The following is a 19286-nucleotide window of genomic DNA, read 5'->3' as shown; positions in this document are numbered from 1 at the left end:
ATTTCACATGAATATCAGGTTGAAAGGCGAATTTTCAAGTTCCCCCTATTTCTAATTGCAGGAAAAACTCTTCTTAACTATTCATGGATATGCTATGATGAGATAGTCTACATTAAGTAGAACTTTATATATAGATAGGATGAATATTTCATGAGCGTAGCGGAAATGAACACGGTCGATATGGCCCAAGTGTTAACGGGCGCATATGAACTGGGCGACATGATTAACCAATCTGCCGAAGTATCGGATTATTTATATTGGAAGCAGCAAGTCGAGACTACCCCTGAGATTCAGATGGGGATTCGGAAGCTGAATGCCAAGAAGGAATTGTTTGAAGAAACACAGCGTTTCGGTCATTTTCACCCGGATTATCATGCAGCAAAAGACCAGGTGAAGGCTCTGGAACAGGAGTTGGAAAATTTTGAGGCGGTAATCCGCTTCAAACAGGCAGAGAAGTCCCTGGATGATATGTTATTCCAGATGTCAGAGACCATTGCATTTGCAGTGTCAACGACCATTAAGGTACCGAGCAATGACCCGAATCCGAAGGGCGGCTGCGGTAGTGGCGGCAAGTGTGGTTGCAGTTAAGTAATCATTATAGAAGGGCGGGGAACGATGATGTTTGCGGAAAGGACAGGATTCATTATTTGGGTCAGTGATTTGAAAGCTGCCCGTAATCTCGAAAAATATGGCACCGTGCATTATATCTCCCGCCGTATGCATTATGTAGTCATGTATGTTAATGCAGAACGGGCAGATGATACGATGAAAAATGTGAAGCGACTTTCCTATGTGCGCAAGATCGAACGCTCGTATCGTAATGAGATCAAAACCGAGTATGCCAGCAAAACGATGGACAAAACGAGCTTTTACGGAATATAGACGAGAAACTGGAGGGACCCTTTGGGGTCGCTCTTTTCTTGAATTATACACAAATTGGCTATTGTGAAAAAAAGTTAAACTTACGCCTTGAGGTTGCGGGACTAATGTTGTAATATATTTGGTAATAAATAGATAGAAAGTCCTATCTGGTGGAGAGTGATTCCCATGCGTGATAAGGTGATGCAACGTTGGAGCACCTACGAGCCGTTTTTCGTGGCTCTTGGAGACAAGAAAGTGGCCGACATCGTCATTACCCATCATGCCAAGATGCGGTATGCAGACCGTATTGAGCCTGCACGTAGTGATGATGACCATATTGCGGCGTGGTTATGGGAGTGTCTGAAGCAGGACCGTATAACACCATACTACCGTAATGAACAGGACGTCTACCTGATTGATGAGGATCTGGTGGTGGTCGCCGAATTTTCCGAACTCGAAGGAGAATATGATATTGCGGGCAACCCGCTGCACAAAATGATTGTAGTTACGTTTCTGGGACGTATGTCGGAGACCATTGAGTTGAGGGACCTGAAATCATATTATTCATGGTTAAGACATTCAAGAAGAATGACGTTGGTCAAAAATAGCCGCAAGCATAAGTAAGCCTGAGTAGATTCAATATGTTGAAATCATAGATTCAAGTATTATCGCATGCAGACAAGCTGCATGCTTTTTTTGTTGCCAAGCGGGAAATCGGCTACAATGTAGAGAGTGTAATCGAAGAGGGGCGAAGATATGAATTTTCACCAATTGCATATTTTTTATACGGTAGCAGAGAAGGGGAGTTTCTCGGCTGCTGCACAAGCATTACATATGACTCAACCGGCAGTAACGATGCAGATTCAATCATTGGAGGACTATTTTGGGACAAAGTTACTGCATCGTTCCACCAAAAAAATAGAATTATCCGAGGCTGGCCGGACTTTATTACCTCATGCGAAACGGAGTGTAGAGCTGGTCAGACAGACGGACGAAGCGATGTCGGCGTTTACTCAGATGTTACAGGGCAGACTCCAGCTGGGAGCCAGCTTAACGATTGGGGAATATGTGCTTCCACGCATGCTCGGACCATTTGCACTTCAATATCCGGACATTTCAATTGTCATGAAAGTGATGAATACAACGCAAATTATGGATGATATATTGAAGCACCAGCTTAATTTTGGTCTGATTGAAGCGCCAGTACACCACCCGGACATGATTGTGGAGCCTGTCATGCAGGACGAGCTGAAACTGATTGTACCTGCCGGACATGATTTGGCTAAGCGTAGCAAAGTGAATATTGAGGATGTAATGAATTATCCTTTTGTGCTGCGTGAGAAGGGCTCGGGTACTCGTCAGGTGATGGAAGACCAACTGCAAAAGAAAAAGATTGATCCACAGGATATGAATGTTGTGATGGAACTTGGCAGTACAGGAGCGGTAAAATCGGCCGTGGAGGCAGGGGTAGGTATTACGATGTTATCTCCTTCTTCGGTGCAGCATGAACTGGCTCTGGGACTTGTTCATATTGTGGATATCCGCGGACTCGAATTCAAAAGGCAGTTCTATGCCATCCATCTAAAATCGTCCTTGTTGCCCCTGTCAGCAGTCGCTTTCCTGAATTATCTGCGTCAGCAGGAGCAGCCTAAGTCGGTACATAAGACGGGGAAGGCATAATAGTTGGCAACATCAATGGTAGATAAGATTGAATCATAATCAATTTTAAACAAAGGAGCTGTTGATCATGGATCAGCGCCAAGGACGCTGTGATCTTCATACACATAGTCAGGCTTCCGATGGAATGCAGCCACCTGCTGATAATGTGAAGCTTGCCAAACAAAAAGGGCTATCTGCGGTTGCCCTAACGGACCATGATACAGTAGCTGGTGTAGCGGAAGCACAACAAGCGGGAAAAGAGTACGATATTGATGTTGTTGCCGGAGTGGAGATCAGCACTCGGGCTGGTGGGAAAGATATTCATGTGCTCGGGTATTATGTGAATACAGAGGATGAGCAGTTCCTGCAACGGTTGCGCGGATTACGAGAAGCTCGAGATGAGCGGAATCATCTGATTATCGCCAAGTTGCAAGAACTCGGGCTTGATATAAGCTGGCAGGAGGTACTGGATGAGCTGGGGCGACCGTTAGAGCCGGATGAGAGTATTGGCAGACCTCACATGGCTGATGTGCTGGTGAAGAAGGGATACGCTGTTGACATGCGGGATGCATTTGATCGGTATCTTGCTGAAGGCAAGCCAGGCTTTGTATCTGTACCTCGCGTTGCACCAGAGGATGCTTGCGAATGGATCAGAGCCGCAGGTGGAGCCGCTGTAATTGCCCATCCGGGTCTCTATAACGATGATGAATTGGTGCGACGTATCATTGAGGACTGCCGTCCAGATGGACTCGAAGTATTTCATTCGGACCATGAACCGGAAGATGAGCGCAGATACGCCGAGATGGCTAAGGGTTATGGGTTAATCGAGACTGGCGGATCAGATTATCATGGGGAACGGCAAGGTGTCGTTTTCCACGGGGATCTGGGTAGCAAGACCGTAACGGTTGATGTGTTGGAAAGGCTGAAGGCAGCTGCTTCCCGGCAAAGGGGAGTATAATTTAGACAGGTTAACACTTTATCTGGCTTTGAGGGTTTTTCTGCTTATTGAGTACATTTTAATATTGTAGAAGTAAAGGACATGGAAACATGGTAGGGTTAGCCTTACCATGTTTCCATGTCCTTTTTCGTGTTAAAAAGAGTCTATGTAATGGAATAGTTTACCCAAGCGCCACGTGTAGCCCCGAGACGTTCGAATAATTGCTGTGCTCGCTCATTGGTCACTGCTGTGATCCAAGACATATATGCACATCCATGGTCACGTGTATATTGCTGACAGTATGCAAATAATTTGGCTTCTGCTTCGCCTTCTCTGAATGTTTCCGTAACAAATAGGTCATTCATGATGGCGACACGTTCTGCTTTCATCGTGCTGTAAGTAAAGAAGAGGGTGGAAAATCCGATAAGCTTCCCGTTCTCTTCTGCCACGAATTGAGCACCGATCTGCTGATTAAGCAGGTTATTAATCAAAAGCTGGATGGATTGATCACCAGGCCAGGGGTTATTGTAGAATCCCACCACATAGTCATGCATTAATGCCATCAAGGGTTTCAGATCATCAGGTTGAGTTTCTCGAATATGTATGGTCATGGTACACTTCCTTAACAGTAGTTTTATTCGTGAGAATTGAATTATTATACATTTTAAAGAATTAATATTCAACAAAAACGATAGATAAAGATGAAATTCACATTAGTATTGAAACAATTTTGATGCATCCACAAAAATCCCCTGAACCGTTATGGTCAGGGGATTCTGTTTTTTTTACTGTTACATCTCTATATAAGTGGAACTAATCATTTACACGATAACGGAGAGGACAGAAAAACCTGAAAAAGCGAAGCGTTCGCCTTTATCCCCGGATTTTCCCCTTTGAAAAAGGGAATCGAAAAATCTGGGGATAACAGCGATTGGAAGGTTGTTCTGTCATCGTAGTGTTAGTGTAAATAATCTTTAGTTCAACTTATATAGCCTTATCCATTTTTAATCGTGGACGGCAGACTTTTGATCAATTCATCATTTGGCGTGACAAACAAGGTCTTCTGATGATCATAGATCACAAAACCTGGCTTCGCACCACTTGGTTTGCGCACATGACGGATAAACGTGTAATCCACAGGTACACTGCTTGACTCCTTGGCTTGGCTGAAATAGGCAGCAAGCTGTGCTGCTTCTTCCAATGTAGCTTCACCAAAGTCCGTACTGCGAATAACGACATGTGAACCAGGAATGTCTTTGGTATGCAACCAGGTGTCGTTGGAAGAAGCGAGACGGTTGGTCACGTATTCATTCTGCAGGTTGTTTTTGCCCACAAGAATATCAATCCCCTCGGAGGAGGTGAACTGGTGTACGGTCGGACGGTCGCTTTTCTTCTTCTTTTTACCCTTCTTGTTACGGTCACGAAGGTATCCCTGTTGCACAAGCTCATCCCGTATTTCCTCAATATCGTTCATGGATGCAATGGACAGCTGCTGCAACAGGTTATCGAGATAGTCAATCTCGTCTTTGGTTTTGCCAAGCTGCTCATGAATCACAGCCAGACTGTTCTTGTATTTGTTATAGCGCTTGAAATAACGTTGTGCGTTGTCAGACGGTGTGAGCAGTGGATCAAGCTGAATGGTAATGTTGGCTTGGTCTTCATCGTAGAAGTTCACAAGCTCCACGCTCTTGTCCCCTTTGTGGACCTGATGCAGGGAGGCAAACAGCAACTCGCCCCATAGTCTGAACTTGTCCGCATCGTCTGCTTCCAGCAGGTCCTTGTTCAGGTTGTCCAGCTTTTTGATGTTTTTGCTTCGCTCATTCTGCAGAAAACGGAGCAGATCACTTACTCTCTGTTTTACCGTGTCCCGTTCAGCCTTGTCTCCGTAGTAATCCTCCATGCACTTGCTCATCGTGTCATAGGTTTTCTCCAACTCCTGAATGCTCTGAAGATGAACGGCCGAGAAAATCATTTTGCCTTTGGCGTTTGTTCCGGTTACAGGCGTGTAGATATGATCTCTGACAGGTCCCATCACGGCTTCAAAAGCGTTCCACAGTGCACCAGCCTCAACTCGGCTCTCACCCTCCACCACAGCCTGAGTGCTCACTGTACCTTCAGCTGCAATTCCACGGGCAGCAATCTCTCCCGCAATTAACGGGCTAAGACCGCTAAAGGAGTTCACGAGCCAGCGTGATGCCTCTTCCTCAGCGGCATGATAGCTGTCCTCGAATGCTGTACGACTCACTTCGAGCGGATTACTTTTATGTTGCTCGGGTGGGGCAGTATAAGCGAATCCAGGCATGATTACCCGGTAGCTACTGATGGAAGGAGTCACATGATGAATGCCATCCAGAATCGTTTCTGTAACAGGATCAAGCAAAATAATATTACTGTGACGCCCCATCAATTCAATGATGATCCGTTTAACCGAAACATCCCCCAATTCGTCACGCTGGCGCACATTGATGTGGATAATACGTTCCATGCCAATCTGACGGATCTCCTCAATGATGGCACCTTCACAGTGCTTGCGGAGCAGCATGCAGAACATGGGTGCTTCCGTAGGGTTAAGGAATGTCTTTTCCGTATAATGCACACGGGGATAGGTTGGGCTTGCCGAAACAAGCAATTTACTATTACCGCGCTGAGCACGTAGTGTGAGAACTACGTCATGACCATTCGGCTGATGGATTTTGCTGATACGTCCACCAATGCAGCCTTGCAGTTCATGAACAATGGCCCGTGTTACGATGCCGTCCAATGCCATTTTTTCCACTTCCTCTCTCTATCGAGCACCTGCATTTATCATGCCAAATGCTTCATCTATATAACTGAAACGTGCAACCAGGTATGTAAAAAAAACAAGGACTGGCTACAGATTCTTCGTTGCTTGTCTGTTGAACGCTGGAATTGGTACTGCGCAGAACATCGCAGACTTTTATTTTAGCCTATTCTGTCCATCAGGGAAAGGATTCACCTTCCCGGTGCTAATCACAGACCTGTCCGAATACATATAGAGCAGGTAGTTTGTCCGGCATAGTGTACAGCCTGTCGACCAGCGCGCCGGTGAGTCATGTGAGCTTATTTTGCAGATGAAATACAGACTGGGAGGGAAACTTGAAGCATGGAACATACCAAGTGGCATCAACTTAGTGATGAAGAGCTTCGTAACACTCTTGGCGTCAGCCCGCAGGAAGGATTGACGGATGAAGCTGTAGCAGAGAAGAGGAAAGTGGTCGGTTCAAATGAGCTGAGCGAGGGAAAACGTATTTCTCCAATTACATTGCTCTTGAATCAGTTCAAGGATTTTATGGTGCTGGTGTTGATGGGAGCAACGTTGGTATCCGGATTGCTGGGTGAGTATCTGGATGCGGTAACGATTGTGGCTATTATCGTACTGAATGCGATTCTGGGGTTTGTACAGGAATTCCGGGCTGAACGATCTCTTCGTGCATTGAAACAGTTGTCTGCACCTCTTGCCAAAGTGCTTCGTTCAGGCCAGGAAGTACACCTTGCCGCCAAACAACTTGTACCCGGAGATATTGTCATGGTGGAGAGTGGGGACCGCATACCCGCTGATGTTCGCTGGCTGCAAACAAACAGTCTGGATGTTGAGGAGTCGGCCCTTACCGGGGAATCGGTTCCCGTAAGTAAACATTGCCTTCCGATTGCGGACGAGGACGTTCCGCTGGGTGATCAGAAGAATATTGGTTTTATGGGTACCATGGTCACTCGTGGCACAGCTAAAGGTGTGGTCATTCGTACGGGGATGGAGACGGAGATGGGCAAAATCGCCGATCTGATCCAAAATACGGAGGAGCAAGAAACACCGTTACAGCACAGGCTGGAACAATTGGGCAAAATTCTGATTTTTGTCGCATTGGGATTAACCATTATGGTTGTCGTCGCAGGGATATTGCACGGACAACCAGCCGTTGGCATGTTTCTGGCGGGGGTCAGCCTTGCGGTGGCGGCCATACCGGAGGGTCTGCCGGCTATTGTAACCATTGCACTCGCACTAGGCGTGCAGCGTATGATCAAACGTAAAGCCATTGTACGCAAACTGCCTTCCGTCGAAACTCTGGGCTGTGCATCCGTAATCTGTTCGGATAAGACAGGCACGCTCACTCAGAACAAGATGACGGTAACGGATGTATGGCTGGAGGGACGCAGCATCAAGGTTACCGGGGATGGTTATGCACCTGAAGGACAGATGCTGGAGAACGGTCGAACGGTAGAACTGAAGAGTGACCAGTCGCTACGCAGAATGCTCCAGATCAGCGCGCTTTGCAACAATGCCAGTATTGTCGAGAGTGTTGCAAGCGAGGTGGGGAGCAAGAAAAAGGGCAAGGATACCAAAAAGGACGGCAAGAAAAACACAAATAAAGGTGATCTCCAAGAAGAAACCGTTCAACGAGACAATGTATTCTGGGAGCTGAAAGGTGATCCGACGGAAGGGGCACTGGTCACACTGGCCTCCAAAATGGGGCTTACTCCTGCCGGACTCAAAGAGTTGTATGCCCGCCAGCAGGAATTCCCGTTTGATTCGGAGCGAAAACGCATGTCGGTTCTGGTTCATCATCAGGGGGGCCGCATGATTTATACCAAAGGTGCACCGGATGTGTTGATTGGACACTGCAGTTATATTTTGTGGGAAGGCAAGGTTGTACCTTTCACTGGAACGCTGCGGCAGAAAGTGATGGCAGCCAACGAGAGCATGGCTGGAGCAGCACTGCGTGTCCTCGGAATGGCCTACCGTGAAGTTCGGCCGGAAGAAAAAGTGGCTGACGAACACGCCGCCGAGAGTCAGCTTGTCTTCGTAGGACTTGCAGGTATGATTGATCCGCCGCGTCGTGAAGTGCGAGATGCGATTGCCACATGCCGCAAGGCGGGGATACGAACGGTCATGATCACAGGTGACCATGGAACAACGGCAGAAGCCATTGCTCATCAACTCGGGATTCTTCCACGTGGAGGTGCCTCCTTAAGTGGTCAACAACTGGCAGGCATGACAGACGAGCAACTGGATAAACAGGTAGAGGGCATATACGTGTTCTCCAGGGTATCTCCTGAACATAAGCTTCGCATCGTGAAGTCATTGCAGCGCAAAGGGCATGTCGTTGCCATGACGGGTGATGGAGTCAATGATGCTCCAGCCATTAAAGCAGCAGACATCGGGATCGCGATGGGCATTACGGGTACAGATGTCACGAAGGAAGCTTCGGCGCTGATTCTGAGTGATGATAACTTCTCAACGATCGTGGCTGCCATTGAAGAAGGCCGTAATATTTATGAGAACATTCGCAAGTTTATTCGTTATTTGCTGGCATCAAACGTGGGTGAGATTTTGACAATGTTCTTTGCGATGATGATGGGCTTGCCGCTACCACTTGTACCTATTCAGATTCTGTGGGTTAACCTCGTAACAGATGGTTTGCCTGCAATGGCGCTCGGGGTAGATCAGCCTGAGAAAGATTTGATGGAACACAAACCCCGTGGCGCCAAGGAAAACATTTTTGCCCGCAGACTGGGTTGGAAAATCGTCAGCCGGGGTGTATTGATTGGATTATGTACACTCGGAGCGTTCTGGCTTACCCTTCAGGCTGCACCGGATAATCCAGGGCAACTGATCAAGGCACAGTCTGTGGCATTCGCGACACTCGTTTTGGCGCAGCTCATTCATGTCTTTGATTGCCGTAGTTCGCGGTCCATTTTCCATCGGAATCCTTTACAGAACAAATATCTGGTTCTTGCAGTGATTTCATCGGTTGTACTGATGCTGGTTGTCATGTACGTTGAACCGTTGCAGCCGATCTTCAAAACTGTACCTCTGGGATTGCGTGAATGGGCGATTTGTATCGTGGCTGCGGGCATTCCAACGTTCCTTATGGGCGCAGGCAGCGTGTGGGGTGGCCGTCGTAACCGCCGTCGTATGGGTGGTTCTGGCCGCTTCGTACCGAAAAGTACAAAGTTTTCGGCATAAAATCAATACCTTTTCCTGGCCTATTTCGTTATGCTATCCTCAAAATGATTCAAAGCGGCAGCTTTGGCATTTTGCTGGATAGCTTTTTTGTGTAAATGCTGAATATGAATTTCTATGGTAATCCTGTAGAAGAGCAAGAATATAGCTTTGGCAGCAGACTGCCAAAAGGAGTGGGCAAGATTATGGAATTTACGAAAATGCATGGACTTGGTAACGATTTTATCGTTGTATTTGGTGAAAAGGAGCTTCCGGCAGATGCAGCAGAATTGGCTGTAAAATGGTGCAACCGTTTCTTCGGCATCGGTGCGGACGGCCTGGTTTATATACTGCCTTCGGAGAAGGCGGACTTTCAGATGCGCATCATGAATTCGGACGGTTCGGAAGCAGAGCAGTGCGGTAATGCCATTCGCTGTGTATCCAAATATGTATACGATCATGGTCACGTGAACCAGGAGCAGATCACCATTGAAACGATTGGTGCTGGGGTACAACCTGTGAGCCTCAACATTCGTGATGGTAAAGTGGAAACGGTACGTGTCGACATGGGTGAGCCGATCCTGAACGGTCTTCAAGTGCCTACAACGGTGGATGCCAACCCAGTGGTTGATCACTACATTGAAGCGAATGGACATGCGTTTAAATTCACTGCCGTATCCATGGGTAACCCGCATGCGGTTATCTATGTAGATGATGCTGTTAATTTTGATCTCACAACTTGGGGCCCACTTCTTGAAGTGCATCCGATGTTTCCAAAAAAAATCAATGTGGAATTCGCCACAGTTCGTGACCGTGGATATGTGGACATGCGTGTATGGGAACGCGGAGCGGGTCCAACACTTGCTTGTGGAACCGGAGCTTGTGCGACACTGGTATCCTCTGTCCTGAATGGACATACAGATCGTACAGCAGTCATCAGCCTCAAGGGTGGGGATCTCCACATTGAGTGGAATGAAGCTGACAATCATGTGTACATGACTGGACCTGCTGAAGTTGTTTTTAAGGGAATCACTTCATAAAAAGTGGAAGGTTTAACCAAAGGGGCCTGCGGGCCTCTTTTTTTGTCAAAAAGGACAGGTCGTGTCTCCTGTACAGAGACATATTGGGGGCTGTATGGCAAGAAAGTCCATATGAGCTGGATACTCATCAAAAACCTGTGTTTTTCTTCGTTTTTTAGCGTTTTTTGTGTTACATTAGTATGTAAATGATCACAGCTAGGCGGGGGGAAATGGGATGAAGGCGGATTTGCGCAAAGTTATGCAGGAACGGGTTCTCGTTGGAGATGGGGCCATGGGAACATTTCTGTACCAAATGGGGTTCCCGGTGGGAATTTCATATGAAGAATTAAACTTGATTTCACCTGAAGTGGTGGCGGATGTACATCGCCGTTATCGGGATGCAGGTACAGAAATATTTGAAACAAATACGTATTCTGCCAATTACGACAAGTTATCCAAGTTCGGTCTGGAGTCCAAGGTGGAGGACGTGAACCGTGCCGGCGTACGCATTGCCAAAGAGGTAGCTGGAGATACCGGTTATGTGCTTGGTGCAGTTGGTTCCATTCGAGGTGGCAAGCGGACGAACGTGTCGACGAGTGAACTGAAACGCTTTTATCAACAACAGATCTCTGCACTGCTAGATGAAGGCGTGGATGGCATTTTGCTTGAGACCTTCTATGATATAGAAGAGATGGATATTGCCCTTTTGCAAGCGCGCAAGCTGAGTGATTTGCCTGTAATTGGACAGTTCGCTGTAGAGGATGTAGGACATACACTGGACGGATATACGATGCCTGAAGCCTTCCGGATTATGCGGGAGCAGGGCGCGGACGTCATTGGTTTTAACTGTCGCTCAGGTCCAAACGGGATTATGCGTGCCATGGAAACCGTCTCCGGACGTATTGGTATTCCAATGTCTGTTTATCCAAATGCGGGTGCAGCAGATTATGTAGATGGTCAGTTCCGTTATGGTGCAACTCCGGAGTACTTTGGTCAGACGGCAGTGCAATTTGCCGAACTGGGCGCTCGTATTATCGGCGGTTGCTGTGGTACGACACCTGATCATATTACCGCTATGAAAGAGGCGCTTGCTGACTATATACCTTCGCCTATTTTGGAGCCTGATCCGTCAGAATCCAAACCGCGTATTGTGCTGCATGAACATGTGGATGAGCGTTCCGGACGTGGAGGTCAGCCTACGATTGTCGATCTGGTCAAGCAGCGTCATACGGTCATTGTTGAACTTGACCCGCCGCGTGACTTGGACATTGCCAAGTTCATGAAAGGTGCCGAGACTCTGAAAGCAGCAGGAGCAGATGCCCTGACACTGGCCGATAATTCACTCGCGGTTACACGGATGAGCAACATGGCGCTGGGTCACCTCGTGCAGGATCGCACGGGTCTCCGTCCATTGGTGCATATTGCCTGCCGTGACCGGAATCTGATTGGAACGCAGTCACACATGATGGGGTTTGATGCTCTGGGGATTAATCATGTACTGGCTGTAACAGGAGATCCAGCAAGGTTTGGAGATCTGCCGGGTTCAAGCTCGGTGTACGATCTGACTTCTTTTGAAATCATCCGCATGATCAAACAGCTGAACGATGGTGTGGCTTTCTCAGGTAAACCGCTGAAGCAAAAAGCTGGCTTTGTCATCGGAGCAGCATTTAATCCTAATGTGAAATATTTGGAGAAAGCTGTACAACGTCTGGAGAAGAAAATTGCCTCTGGCGCTGATTACATCATGACACAACCGATCTATGATCCTGAGTTGATTGTAGCAATGCACGAAGCGACCAAACATCTGGATGTACCCATTTTTATAGGTGTAATGCCGCTGGCGAGTGGACGGAATGCAGAGTATCTGCACAACGAGGTTCCCGGAATTCAGCTTTCGGATGAAGTGCGTTCCCGTATGGCAGGTCTGGAAGGCGAAGAGGGCCGTGCGATGGGGGTAAAAATTGCCAAAGAATTGCTGGACGTAGCAACAGCGCATTTCAAAGGGATCTATCTTATGACACCGTTTATGTTCTACGGCATGACGGCCGAACTGACTCAATACGTATGGGAGAAGTCGGAGCATCAATGTCCTACTTGTTTCAACCCTAATAATCAATTACAATAGTAAAACGGATGTGATGCCGATGTCATTCAGTATGACCGGATACGGTCAATCCGCCTTTCATTTTGGCGGCTATAAGGTACAATTAGAGATCAAATCTGTTAATCATCGTTATTGCGAAGTGATGATGCGTCTGCCAAGAGAGTGGACATATTATGAAGACGGTTTGAGGAAGATCGTACAGAGTCGTTTGAAACGTGGGCGGATTGATGTTTATGTAATGAAAGAAAAAGAGGAAGACCAGGCTCTTCCCGCTGTTCTGAATGAACAGACGGTCAGGGCCTATCTGCAGGCTGCAGAGCAACTGGAGACCCAATATGGAATGCAAGGCAAACCAAGTATTGTGGATATGCTTGGGCTGCCGGACGTCATGGTTCATTCGGATGGGACAAGTTCCATTTCCGAAGAGCAGAAGGACGAATGGGAGCGAGTTCTGCAGGAAGGATTGAAAGAGGCTCTGTCCAGCCTTGAACAGATGCGCGCTCGCGAGGGTCTTCATCTGGCCAGTGATCTGGAACGGCGGATTACCCGTCTGGAGTCACTGCATACCGAGATGCTTGATCTTGCACCGACTGTGGTAAGTGATTACCGCAACAAGCTAAGACAGAGGCTTACGGAAATGCAGGAAGAAGGCTCTTTCCCTTTTGATGAGCATAAATTGGGTATGGAAATTGCAATGTTTGCCGATCGTTCTAACATAGAAGAGGAGCTTACGCGTCTACAGAGTCACTTTGGACAGAGCAGGGAACTGCTGAAGAGTGATGAGCCCGTAGGTCGTAAGTTGGACTTTCTAATTCAAGAGATGAATCGGGAAGTCAATACGATTGGATCAAAAGCCAACCATTTGGCTCTGGTGAATCGTGTTGTCGAGATGAAGGCAGAGCTGGAGAAGATTCGTGAGCAAGCTGCGAATATCGAATGAACGGCCACATTTCGGCAAAAGAGTCGCATGTATAGGGGGAAGAACCTGATTATGGCAATCAAACTCATTAACATTGGATTCGGTAACATCGTATCGGCGAACCGGATTATATCCATCGTGAGTCCGGAATCGGCGCCGATCAAGAGAATTATACAAGAGGCAAGAGATCGTCACATGCTGATAGATGCAACGTACGGAAGACGTACTCGTGCCGTAATTATTACGGATAGCGATCATGTCATTTTGTCTGCAGTTCAGCCTGAGACGGTCGCCCATCGTCTTTCTTCGAAAGATGATGATAACGACGAATAAAATGGAGTGTAATATGTCTAAGGGATTACTGGTAGTGTTGTCCGGCCCATCTGGGGTCGGGAAGGGTACTGTATGCAGCGCTTTGCGCAAACGGGTGCCGGAATTGATCTATTCCGTATCGGCGACAACCCGTCAGCCTCGTCTTGGTGAAGAACATGGTGTGAACTATTTCTTCAGAAGTCATGAAGAGTTCCAGAACATGATTGCTGAAGATCAATTGTTGGAACATGCGGAGTATGTTGGTAATTATTACGGAACACCGCGTGATTTTGTAGAGAAAACGATTAACGAAGGCCGCGACATCATTCTGGAGATTGAGGTTCAAGGCGCGTTAAAAGTGAAAGAGAAATTCCCGGAAGGGATCTTTGTTTTCCTGCTTCCTCCTTCATTGGACGAGCTGAAAGATCGCATTCAGGGCCGTGGTACCGAAAGCCAAGCGACCATTGATCACCGGATGTCCGTGGCGGTTGATGAGATCAGTCTGCTGGAGCAGTATGATTACGCTGTTGTGAATGATGAAATTGATTTGGCGTGCAAGAGAATAGAAAGCATCATAATCGCCGAACATTGTAAGATCAATAAATAATCCCTTTTGCCGCTGCAGAATGCGATATAAGTGGGGCAGTTGTCATATCATATACTGAAGCACTCCTTCTCGGAATGCCCGGGTGTGAAGACATGCCACATCAGTTCTGTCAGGCGGCAACTTGCGATTATACTAATGCGAAGAGGTGTTTGTTAATATGCTGTATCCTTCTATTGATGAAATGATGAACAAAGTCGACAGCAAGTATTCCCTTGTTGTTGCTGCTTCCCGCCGGGCTAGACAGCTACGTGAAGGTGAAAAAACGGATTTAAGAGGTGCGAGATCCCATAAACAAGTTGGCGTTGCACTGGAAGAAATCTATGGAGACCTGCTCGTTGTCATCAAAGGACAGGACGAAGAAGAAGAGTAAGCCGCCTGCGGCTGCTCTTCAACTGCATACGGCGCAAGCCGGATTAATTGACAACCGCGAGGTTGTTATTTTTTTACGAATAAGCATATTTTAACGGAATCTTACTTAGACGTCGTATAAATATCGGGGGAAATAAACATGTTGAACGGTAAAAAAATCGTGCTTGGTGTGACAGGCGGCATAGCCGCTTACAAAGCAGCAACATTATGCAGCAGACTGGTGCAAAAGGGAGCGGATGTTCATGTCATTATGACAGCTTCCGCTACACAGTTTATTACCGAATTAACGCTGCAAACGTTAACCCGAAACACCGTATATACCGATACATTTGATGAGCGTGAACCAGCAGTCGTATCTCATATTCATCTGGCCGATCTGGCGGATCTTGTTCTGGTTGCTCCGGCAACAGCCAATGTGATTGCCAAGATGGCACATGGCATGGCAGATGATATGCTCTCAACAACTCTTCTTGCCACGACAGCCCCTGTCATGATTGCTCCAGCGATGAATGTACATATGTATGATCATCCAGCTGTAAAGCATAATATGAACCTTCTTGTTGAACGAGGCGCCATGATGATCGAACCAGGTGAAGGCCTGCTTGCGTGTGGATATGTGGGCAAGGGACGTCTGGAAGAACCGGAGAGCATTGTGGATGTGGTGGAACGTTTCTTTGAACAGCGCGAGTCTGCAGACATTAGCCGGCAGGGACAAGCTCCATTGTTACATGGCAAGAAGGTTGTTGTTACGGCTGGAGGTACGATTGAGCGCATTGACCCGGTACGATACATTACGAATGATTCATCTGGCAAAATGGGATTTGCCATAGCCGCAGCTGCGCGTGATCTGGGGGCAGATGTGAAATTGGTTATGGGCAGTACCCAAGCCAAGCCACCGGAGAACGTTGAGTTGATCCCTGTACAGTCTGCACAGGATATGTATGAAGCCGTAACACGCGAATGGGACGATGCTGATATCGTGGTTAAGGCGGCGGCAGTTGCCGATTATCGTCCAAAGGAAGTTTACACCGAGAAGATCAAGAAGAAAGGCGACACGCTGTCGCTAGAACTTGTTAAAAATATAGATATTCTTGAAACGCTGGGCCAACAGAAAACCCATCAGTTTTTGATTGGTTTTGCTGCGGAGACTCAGTCCGTTGAGATGTATGCACGTGAGAAATTGGAACGGAAAAACTGTGATCTGATCGTAGCCAATGATGTAACCCGCACGGGTGCAGGATTTGGAACAGACACCAACGCGGTACATATCTATGACCGGGAAGGTTTGGTGGAGGAGCTTCAAGTGATGGCCAAGGACGATGTGGCTCATCGGTTGCTCCGGATTGCGGCGGAGCGCATTGCCGGGAGGAATTAGGATATGGAGATTGCCAAGGTCATAGTCGATGTTCCCGTGAAGGAAACAGACCGGCCGTTTGATTACCTGGTACCTGAATCGATGAGGGAATGGATCGAGATTGGCAGCCGGGTGGGTGTACCTTTTGGTCATCGGACGGTACAGGGATTCGTGATTGATCTTGTGCCGCGTACCGGAGAGGAAACATTCAAGCTTAAGCAGATTCAGGAGTTGCTGGACATTGTTCCCCCATTGTCAAAGGATTTGGTTGAGTTGGCCGAATGGATGAGTGGACGTTATGCCAGTAACCGGATTTTGTCATTGCAGGTCATGGTGCCGACGGCATTGAAAGGGAAAGCAGAGAGATACATCTCGTTGGGAGATGCACTTGATGGACAGATGGCGGGTGCACAACCGGATGATGAGGTGTTATTTGTTTGGGGAGAAGAGTCTACAACCGAGAAAGTACAGCAGGATATCATCCGTTTTGTCAAAAGTCGGGGGCAGGTACCGCTACAACAACTGAGTCGAAAATATCCCAATCATGCTGCACTAATTAAGAAATTATTGCTTGGTGGCGTGCTGCTGGAAAGTCAGGCCATCAAGGACAAGTTAAATAAAAAAACGATGAAGTCCGTTGATCTGGCTGTAGATATTGCTGCTGCTCAGGAAGCACTTGCTTCATTCCCGGCGAAAGCACAGCGGCAGAAGGAGATTCTGGCTTTTTTGCTGGAAATGAAAGAACTGCTGCCCATGCCGATGAAAGAAGTGTTATCTACACTTCAGGTATCGGCCGCAACCATTAAAGGGCTTGAAGAAAAGGGACTAATCGTCACCGAGGACGTTGAGGTCTTCCGAGACCCTTATCAGGGCAGGACGTTCAAAGCGACTGAACCGCTGGTTCTGACCGATGAACAAAAACTTGTCTACGACAATATCAATGGCCGATTGCAGGAACAACGCCATGGGGTGTTTTTGTTACATGGTGTTACAGGAAGTGGCAAGACGGAAGTCTATCTTCAAACCATTCAACAATGCATCGAGCAGGATCGGCAAGCTATCGTTCTGGTGCCCGAGATTGCACTCACACCACAGATGGTAGAACGTTTTAAAGGGCGATTTGGCGACCAGGTTGCGGTCATGCACAGTCGTCTGTCTGGCGGTGAACGTTATGATGAATGGCGCAAGATTCGTGAGGGTCAGGTGAAGGTTGCGATTGGGGCGCGTTCAGCCGTATTTGCTCCATTCAGTCGGCTTGGGTTGATCATTATGGATGAGGAGCACGAGACTTCCTACAAACAGGAGGAAACTCCGAAATATCATGCCCGTGATGTAGCCGTAAAAAGAGCACAGCAGCACCAGGCCGTGGTTGTTCTGGGTTCAGCGACACCTTCGCTGGAAAGTTATTACGCGGCACGCTCGCAGAGTAATGATGATTTTGCACCACTCTTACTGGAGATGCCAACACGGGCACTGGGTAACAAGTTACCTGAAGTGCGGATCGTTGATATGCGTGAAGAGTTGAAGGATGGCAATCGCTCCATGTTCAGCAGGGCTTTACACAAAGGGTTGGAGGAGCGCTTGGAGCGTGGTGAACAGACGGTGCTTCTGCTGAATCGCCGTGGATATTCGACCTTTGTTATGTGCCGAAGTTGTGGATATGTGGCAGGTTGTCCCGAATGTGATATTTCATTAACGTATCATCAGCGCTCGAATAATCTCCGTTGTCATTACTGCGGGTATGCGGAAGCGGCTCCGGAAGTGTGTCCCGATTGTGGAAGCGAGCACATTCGATACTTTGGTACAGGTACACAGCGAGTCGAGGAAGAGCTTGCCAAGCTCTTTCCGGGTATTCGGGTCATTCGGATGGATGTGGATACAACAACGGAAAAAGGGGCGCACGAGAAGCTGCTGAAACAGTTTCGTGAGAAAAAGGCGGATGTATTGCTGGGCACCCAGATGGTTGCGAAGGGACTTGATTTCCCGGATGTAACCCTGGTTGGCGTAATAACAGCGGATTCAGCGTTGAATTTACCTGATTTCCGTGCTGCGGAAAAAACGTTTCAGTTATTAACACAGGTAGCTGGCCGAGCTGGTCGGCACCAATTGCCTGGTGAAGTGTTTGTTCAGTCCTATACGCCGGAACACTACTCCATTGGCCATGCGAGTCAGCATGACTACGTGTCGTTTGTACGTGAGGAATTGCTGCACCGTCGCAATTTGCAATATCCGCCTTACTGTCGCCTGATTCTGGTGACCTTTTCGCATGAGCAGCTTCCGGTATTGATTCGTCTTGCCGAGAACTACACGCGAATACTAAAAGAGAAGGCTAATGCAGCCGGATGGCTCGGCAGTCTGGATCGATTCAGCAATGATGCCTTTGATGTACTAGGGCCGGTAGCGTCTCCGATTCCTCGGATCAAGAATAGATACAGATTCCAATGTATGATAAAATGGCGGGGGGATGTAGACGCCATAGGACTCGCTCTGGCAACGGCCCGGCGCATGGATGATGATGTTCAGGCGCAGAAATTGCTTATTAGTCTGGATGTAGACCCGCAGATGTTAATGTAAGCATTTTGCAGCAATGCGGATGTAAACAAGCGGTATAAACATAGATTAAAATGAATACCCCAAAAATACAGATATCGTCCTGAAATTATGATGAGGATTAGGAAGGTGCTTACAACATGTCGATTCGCATTATCGTGCAAGAGCCAGATGAAGTGCTCCACAAGAGAGCCAAAGAAGTAACCAAAATTACACCAAACGTACAAAAATTGCTCGATGATATGGCTGATACCATGTACGATGCGGAAGGTGTAGGTCTTGCTGCGCCGCAGGTTGGTATTTTGAAACGTCTGATTGTTATCGACGCAGGTGATGAGCAAGGGCTGATCAAGATGATTAACCCGGAAATCATTGCAAGTGAGGGAGAGCAATTCGGACCTGAAGGTTGTCTGAGTATCCCTGGAATTAATGGTGATGTTCGCCGTTTCGAGACCGTTACGGTTAAAGGTCTGGATCGTGAAGGCAAAGAGCTGATCATTACGGGTAGTGGCTTGCTGTCCCGTGCATTCCAGCATGAGATTGATCATCTGGATGGCGTACTCTTTACGGATGTCGCCGAGAAAGTGTATGAAATTGCAGCCGATCAAACGGGACCGCGTCGTAATTAAGGAGTGA

The 19286-nt window shown here is 47.7% G+C and carries 17 protein-coding genes; 15 read left to right on the top strand and 2 right to left on the bottom strand.

What is annotated here, in order from left to right; genetic code table 11:
• Nucleotides 1-150: 150 nt before the first annotated feature.
• From IFU39_RS18055 to IFU39_RS18035, 5 genes are all read left to right on the top strand, one after another.
• Nucleotides 151-588: a YlbF family regulator gene (locus IFU39_RS18055; RefSeq protein WP_036614642.1), complete on the top strand. Its 438-nt coding sequence runs from the start codon at nucleotides 151-153 to the stop codon at nucleotides 586-588.
• 30 nt (nucleotides 589-618) lie between these two features.
• The gene (locus IFU39_RS18050; RefSeq protein ID WP_026080981.1) at nucleotides 619-882 is read left to right on the top strand and encodes a YlbG family protein; all 264 of its coding nucleotides are present in this window, start codon (nucleotides 619-621) and stop codon (nucleotides 880-882) included.
• Between the two features lie 165 nt (nucleotides 883-1047).
• Nucleotides 1048-1485, top strand: a complete 438-nt coding sequence (locus tag IFU39_RS18045; RefSeq protein WP_017687436.1) for a hypothetical protein — start codon at nucleotides 1048-1050, stop codon at nucleotides 1483-1485.
• 132 nt (nucleotides 1486-1617) lie between these two features.
• A complete protein-coding gene (locus IFU39_RS18040; RefSeq protein WP_036614641.1) occupies nucleotides 1618-2541 on the top strand; it encodes a selenium metabolism-associated LysR family transcriptional regulator in 924 nt (307 codons plus the stop codon).
• Between the two features lie 67 nt (nucleotides 2542-2608).
• Nucleotides 2609-3478, top strand: a complete 870-nt coding sequence (locus IFU39_RS18035; RefSeq protein WP_192134113.1) for a PHP domain-containing protein — start codon at nucleotides 2609-2611, stop codon at nucleotides 3476-3478.
• 143 nt (nucleotides 3479-3621) lie between these two features.
• Here the strand turns inward: IFU39_RS18035 and IFU39_RS18030 are convergent, their stop codons facing one another.
• A complete protein-coding gene (locus tag IFU39_RS18030; RefSeq protein WP_192134111.1) occupies nucleotides 3622-4068 on the bottom strand; it encodes a GNAT family N-acetyltransferase in 447 nt (148 codons plus the stop codon).
• Between the two features lie 383 nt (nucleotides 4069-4451).
• On the bottom strand, nucleotides 4452-6224 hold the full coding sequence (locus IFU39_RS18025) for an Rqc2 family fibronectin-binding protein (protein WP_192134109.1): 1773 nt from the start codon (nucleotides 6222-6224) through the stop codon (nucleotides 4452-4454).
• Nucleotides 6225-6581: 357 nt separating this feature from the next.
• Between IFU39_RS18025 and IFU39_RS18020 the strand changes: the two genes are divergently transcribed.
• From IFU39_RS18020 to def, 10 genes are all read left to right on the top strand, one after another.
• Entirely contained in the window at nucleotides 6582-9440 is a 2859-nt protein-coding gene (locus IFU39_RS18020) for a calcium-translocating P-type ATPase, SERCA-type (protein ID WP_192134107.1), read from the top strand.
• 182 nt (nucleotides 9441-9622) lie between these two features.
• Nucleotides 9623-10456, top strand: a complete 834-nt coding sequence (gene dapF / locus IFU39_RS18015) for a diaminopimelate epimerase (RefSeq protein WP_036614947.1) — start codon at nucleotides 9623-9625, stop codon at nucleotides 10454-10456.
• A 214-nt stretch (nucleotides 10457-10670) separates the two neighbouring features.
• Nucleotides 10671-12560, top strand: coding sequence for a bifunctional homocysteine S-methyltransferase/methylenetetrahydrofolate reductase (locus IFU39_RS18010; protein ID WP_150364286.1), 1890 nt, complete (start codon nucleotides 10671-10673; stop codon nucleotides 12558-12560).
• A gap of 19 nt (nucleotides 12561-12579) precedes the next feature.
• Nucleotides 12580-13479 carry a YicC/YloC family endoribonuclease gene (locus IFU39_RS18005; RefSeq protein WP_091014305.1) on the top strand — a complete coding sequence of 300 codons (900 nt, stop codon included), beginning with the start codon at nucleotides 12580-12582 and terminating at the stop codon, nucleotides 13477-13479.
• A gap of 51 nt (nucleotides 13480-13530) precedes the next feature.
• A complete protein-coding gene (remA, locus tag IFU39_RS18000; protein ID WP_006209218.1) occupies nucleotides 13531-13791 on the top strand; it encodes an extracellular matrix/biofilm regulator RemA in 261 nt (86 codons plus the stop codon).
• A gap of 13 nt (nucleotides 13792-13804) precedes the next feature.
• A complete protein-coding gene (gmk, locus tag IFU39_RS17995) occupies nucleotides 13805-14377 on the top strand; it encodes a guanylate kinase (RefSeq protein ID WP_017687445.1) in 573 nt (190 codons plus the stop codon).
• Between the two features lie 157 nt (nucleotides 14378-14534).
• The gene (gene rpoZ, locus IFU39_RS17990; protein ID WP_036614619.1) at nucleotides 14535-14747 is read left to right on the top strand and encodes a DNA-directed RNA polymerase subunit omega; all 213 of its coding nucleotides are present in this window, start codon (nucleotides 14535-14537) and stop codon (nucleotides 14745-14747) included.
• Between the two features lie 138 nt (nucleotides 14748-14885).
• Nucleotides 14886-16121, top strand: a complete 1236-nt coding sequence (coaBC, locus tag IFU39_RS17985; RefSeq protein WP_192134105.1) for a bifunctional phosphopantothenoylcysteine decarboxylase/phosphopantothenate--cysteine ligase CoaBC — start codon at nucleotides 14886-14888, stop codon at nucleotides 16119-16121.
• 3 nt (nucleotides 16122-16124) lie between these two features.
• Entirely contained in the window at nucleotides 16125-18674 is a 2550-nt protein-coding gene (gene priA / locus IFU39_RS17980; protein WP_105599619.1) for a primosomal protein N', read from the top strand.
• Nucleotides 18675-18790: 116 nt separating this feature from the next.
• Entirely contained in the window at nucleotides 18791-19279 is a 489-nt protein-coding gene (gene def / locus IFU39_RS17975; protein WP_017687449.1) for a peptide deformylase, read from the top strand.
• Nucleotides 19280-19286: the final 7 nt, after the last annotated feature.

This window comes from Paenibacillus sp. CFBP 13594 (genome assembly GCF_014842675.1).
Classification (GTDB): Bacteria; Bacillota; Bacilli; order Paenibacillales; family Paenibacillaceae; genus Paenibacillus; species Paenibacillus amylolyticus_B.
This window is presented reverse-complemented; position numbering and strand designations above follow the sequence as displayed.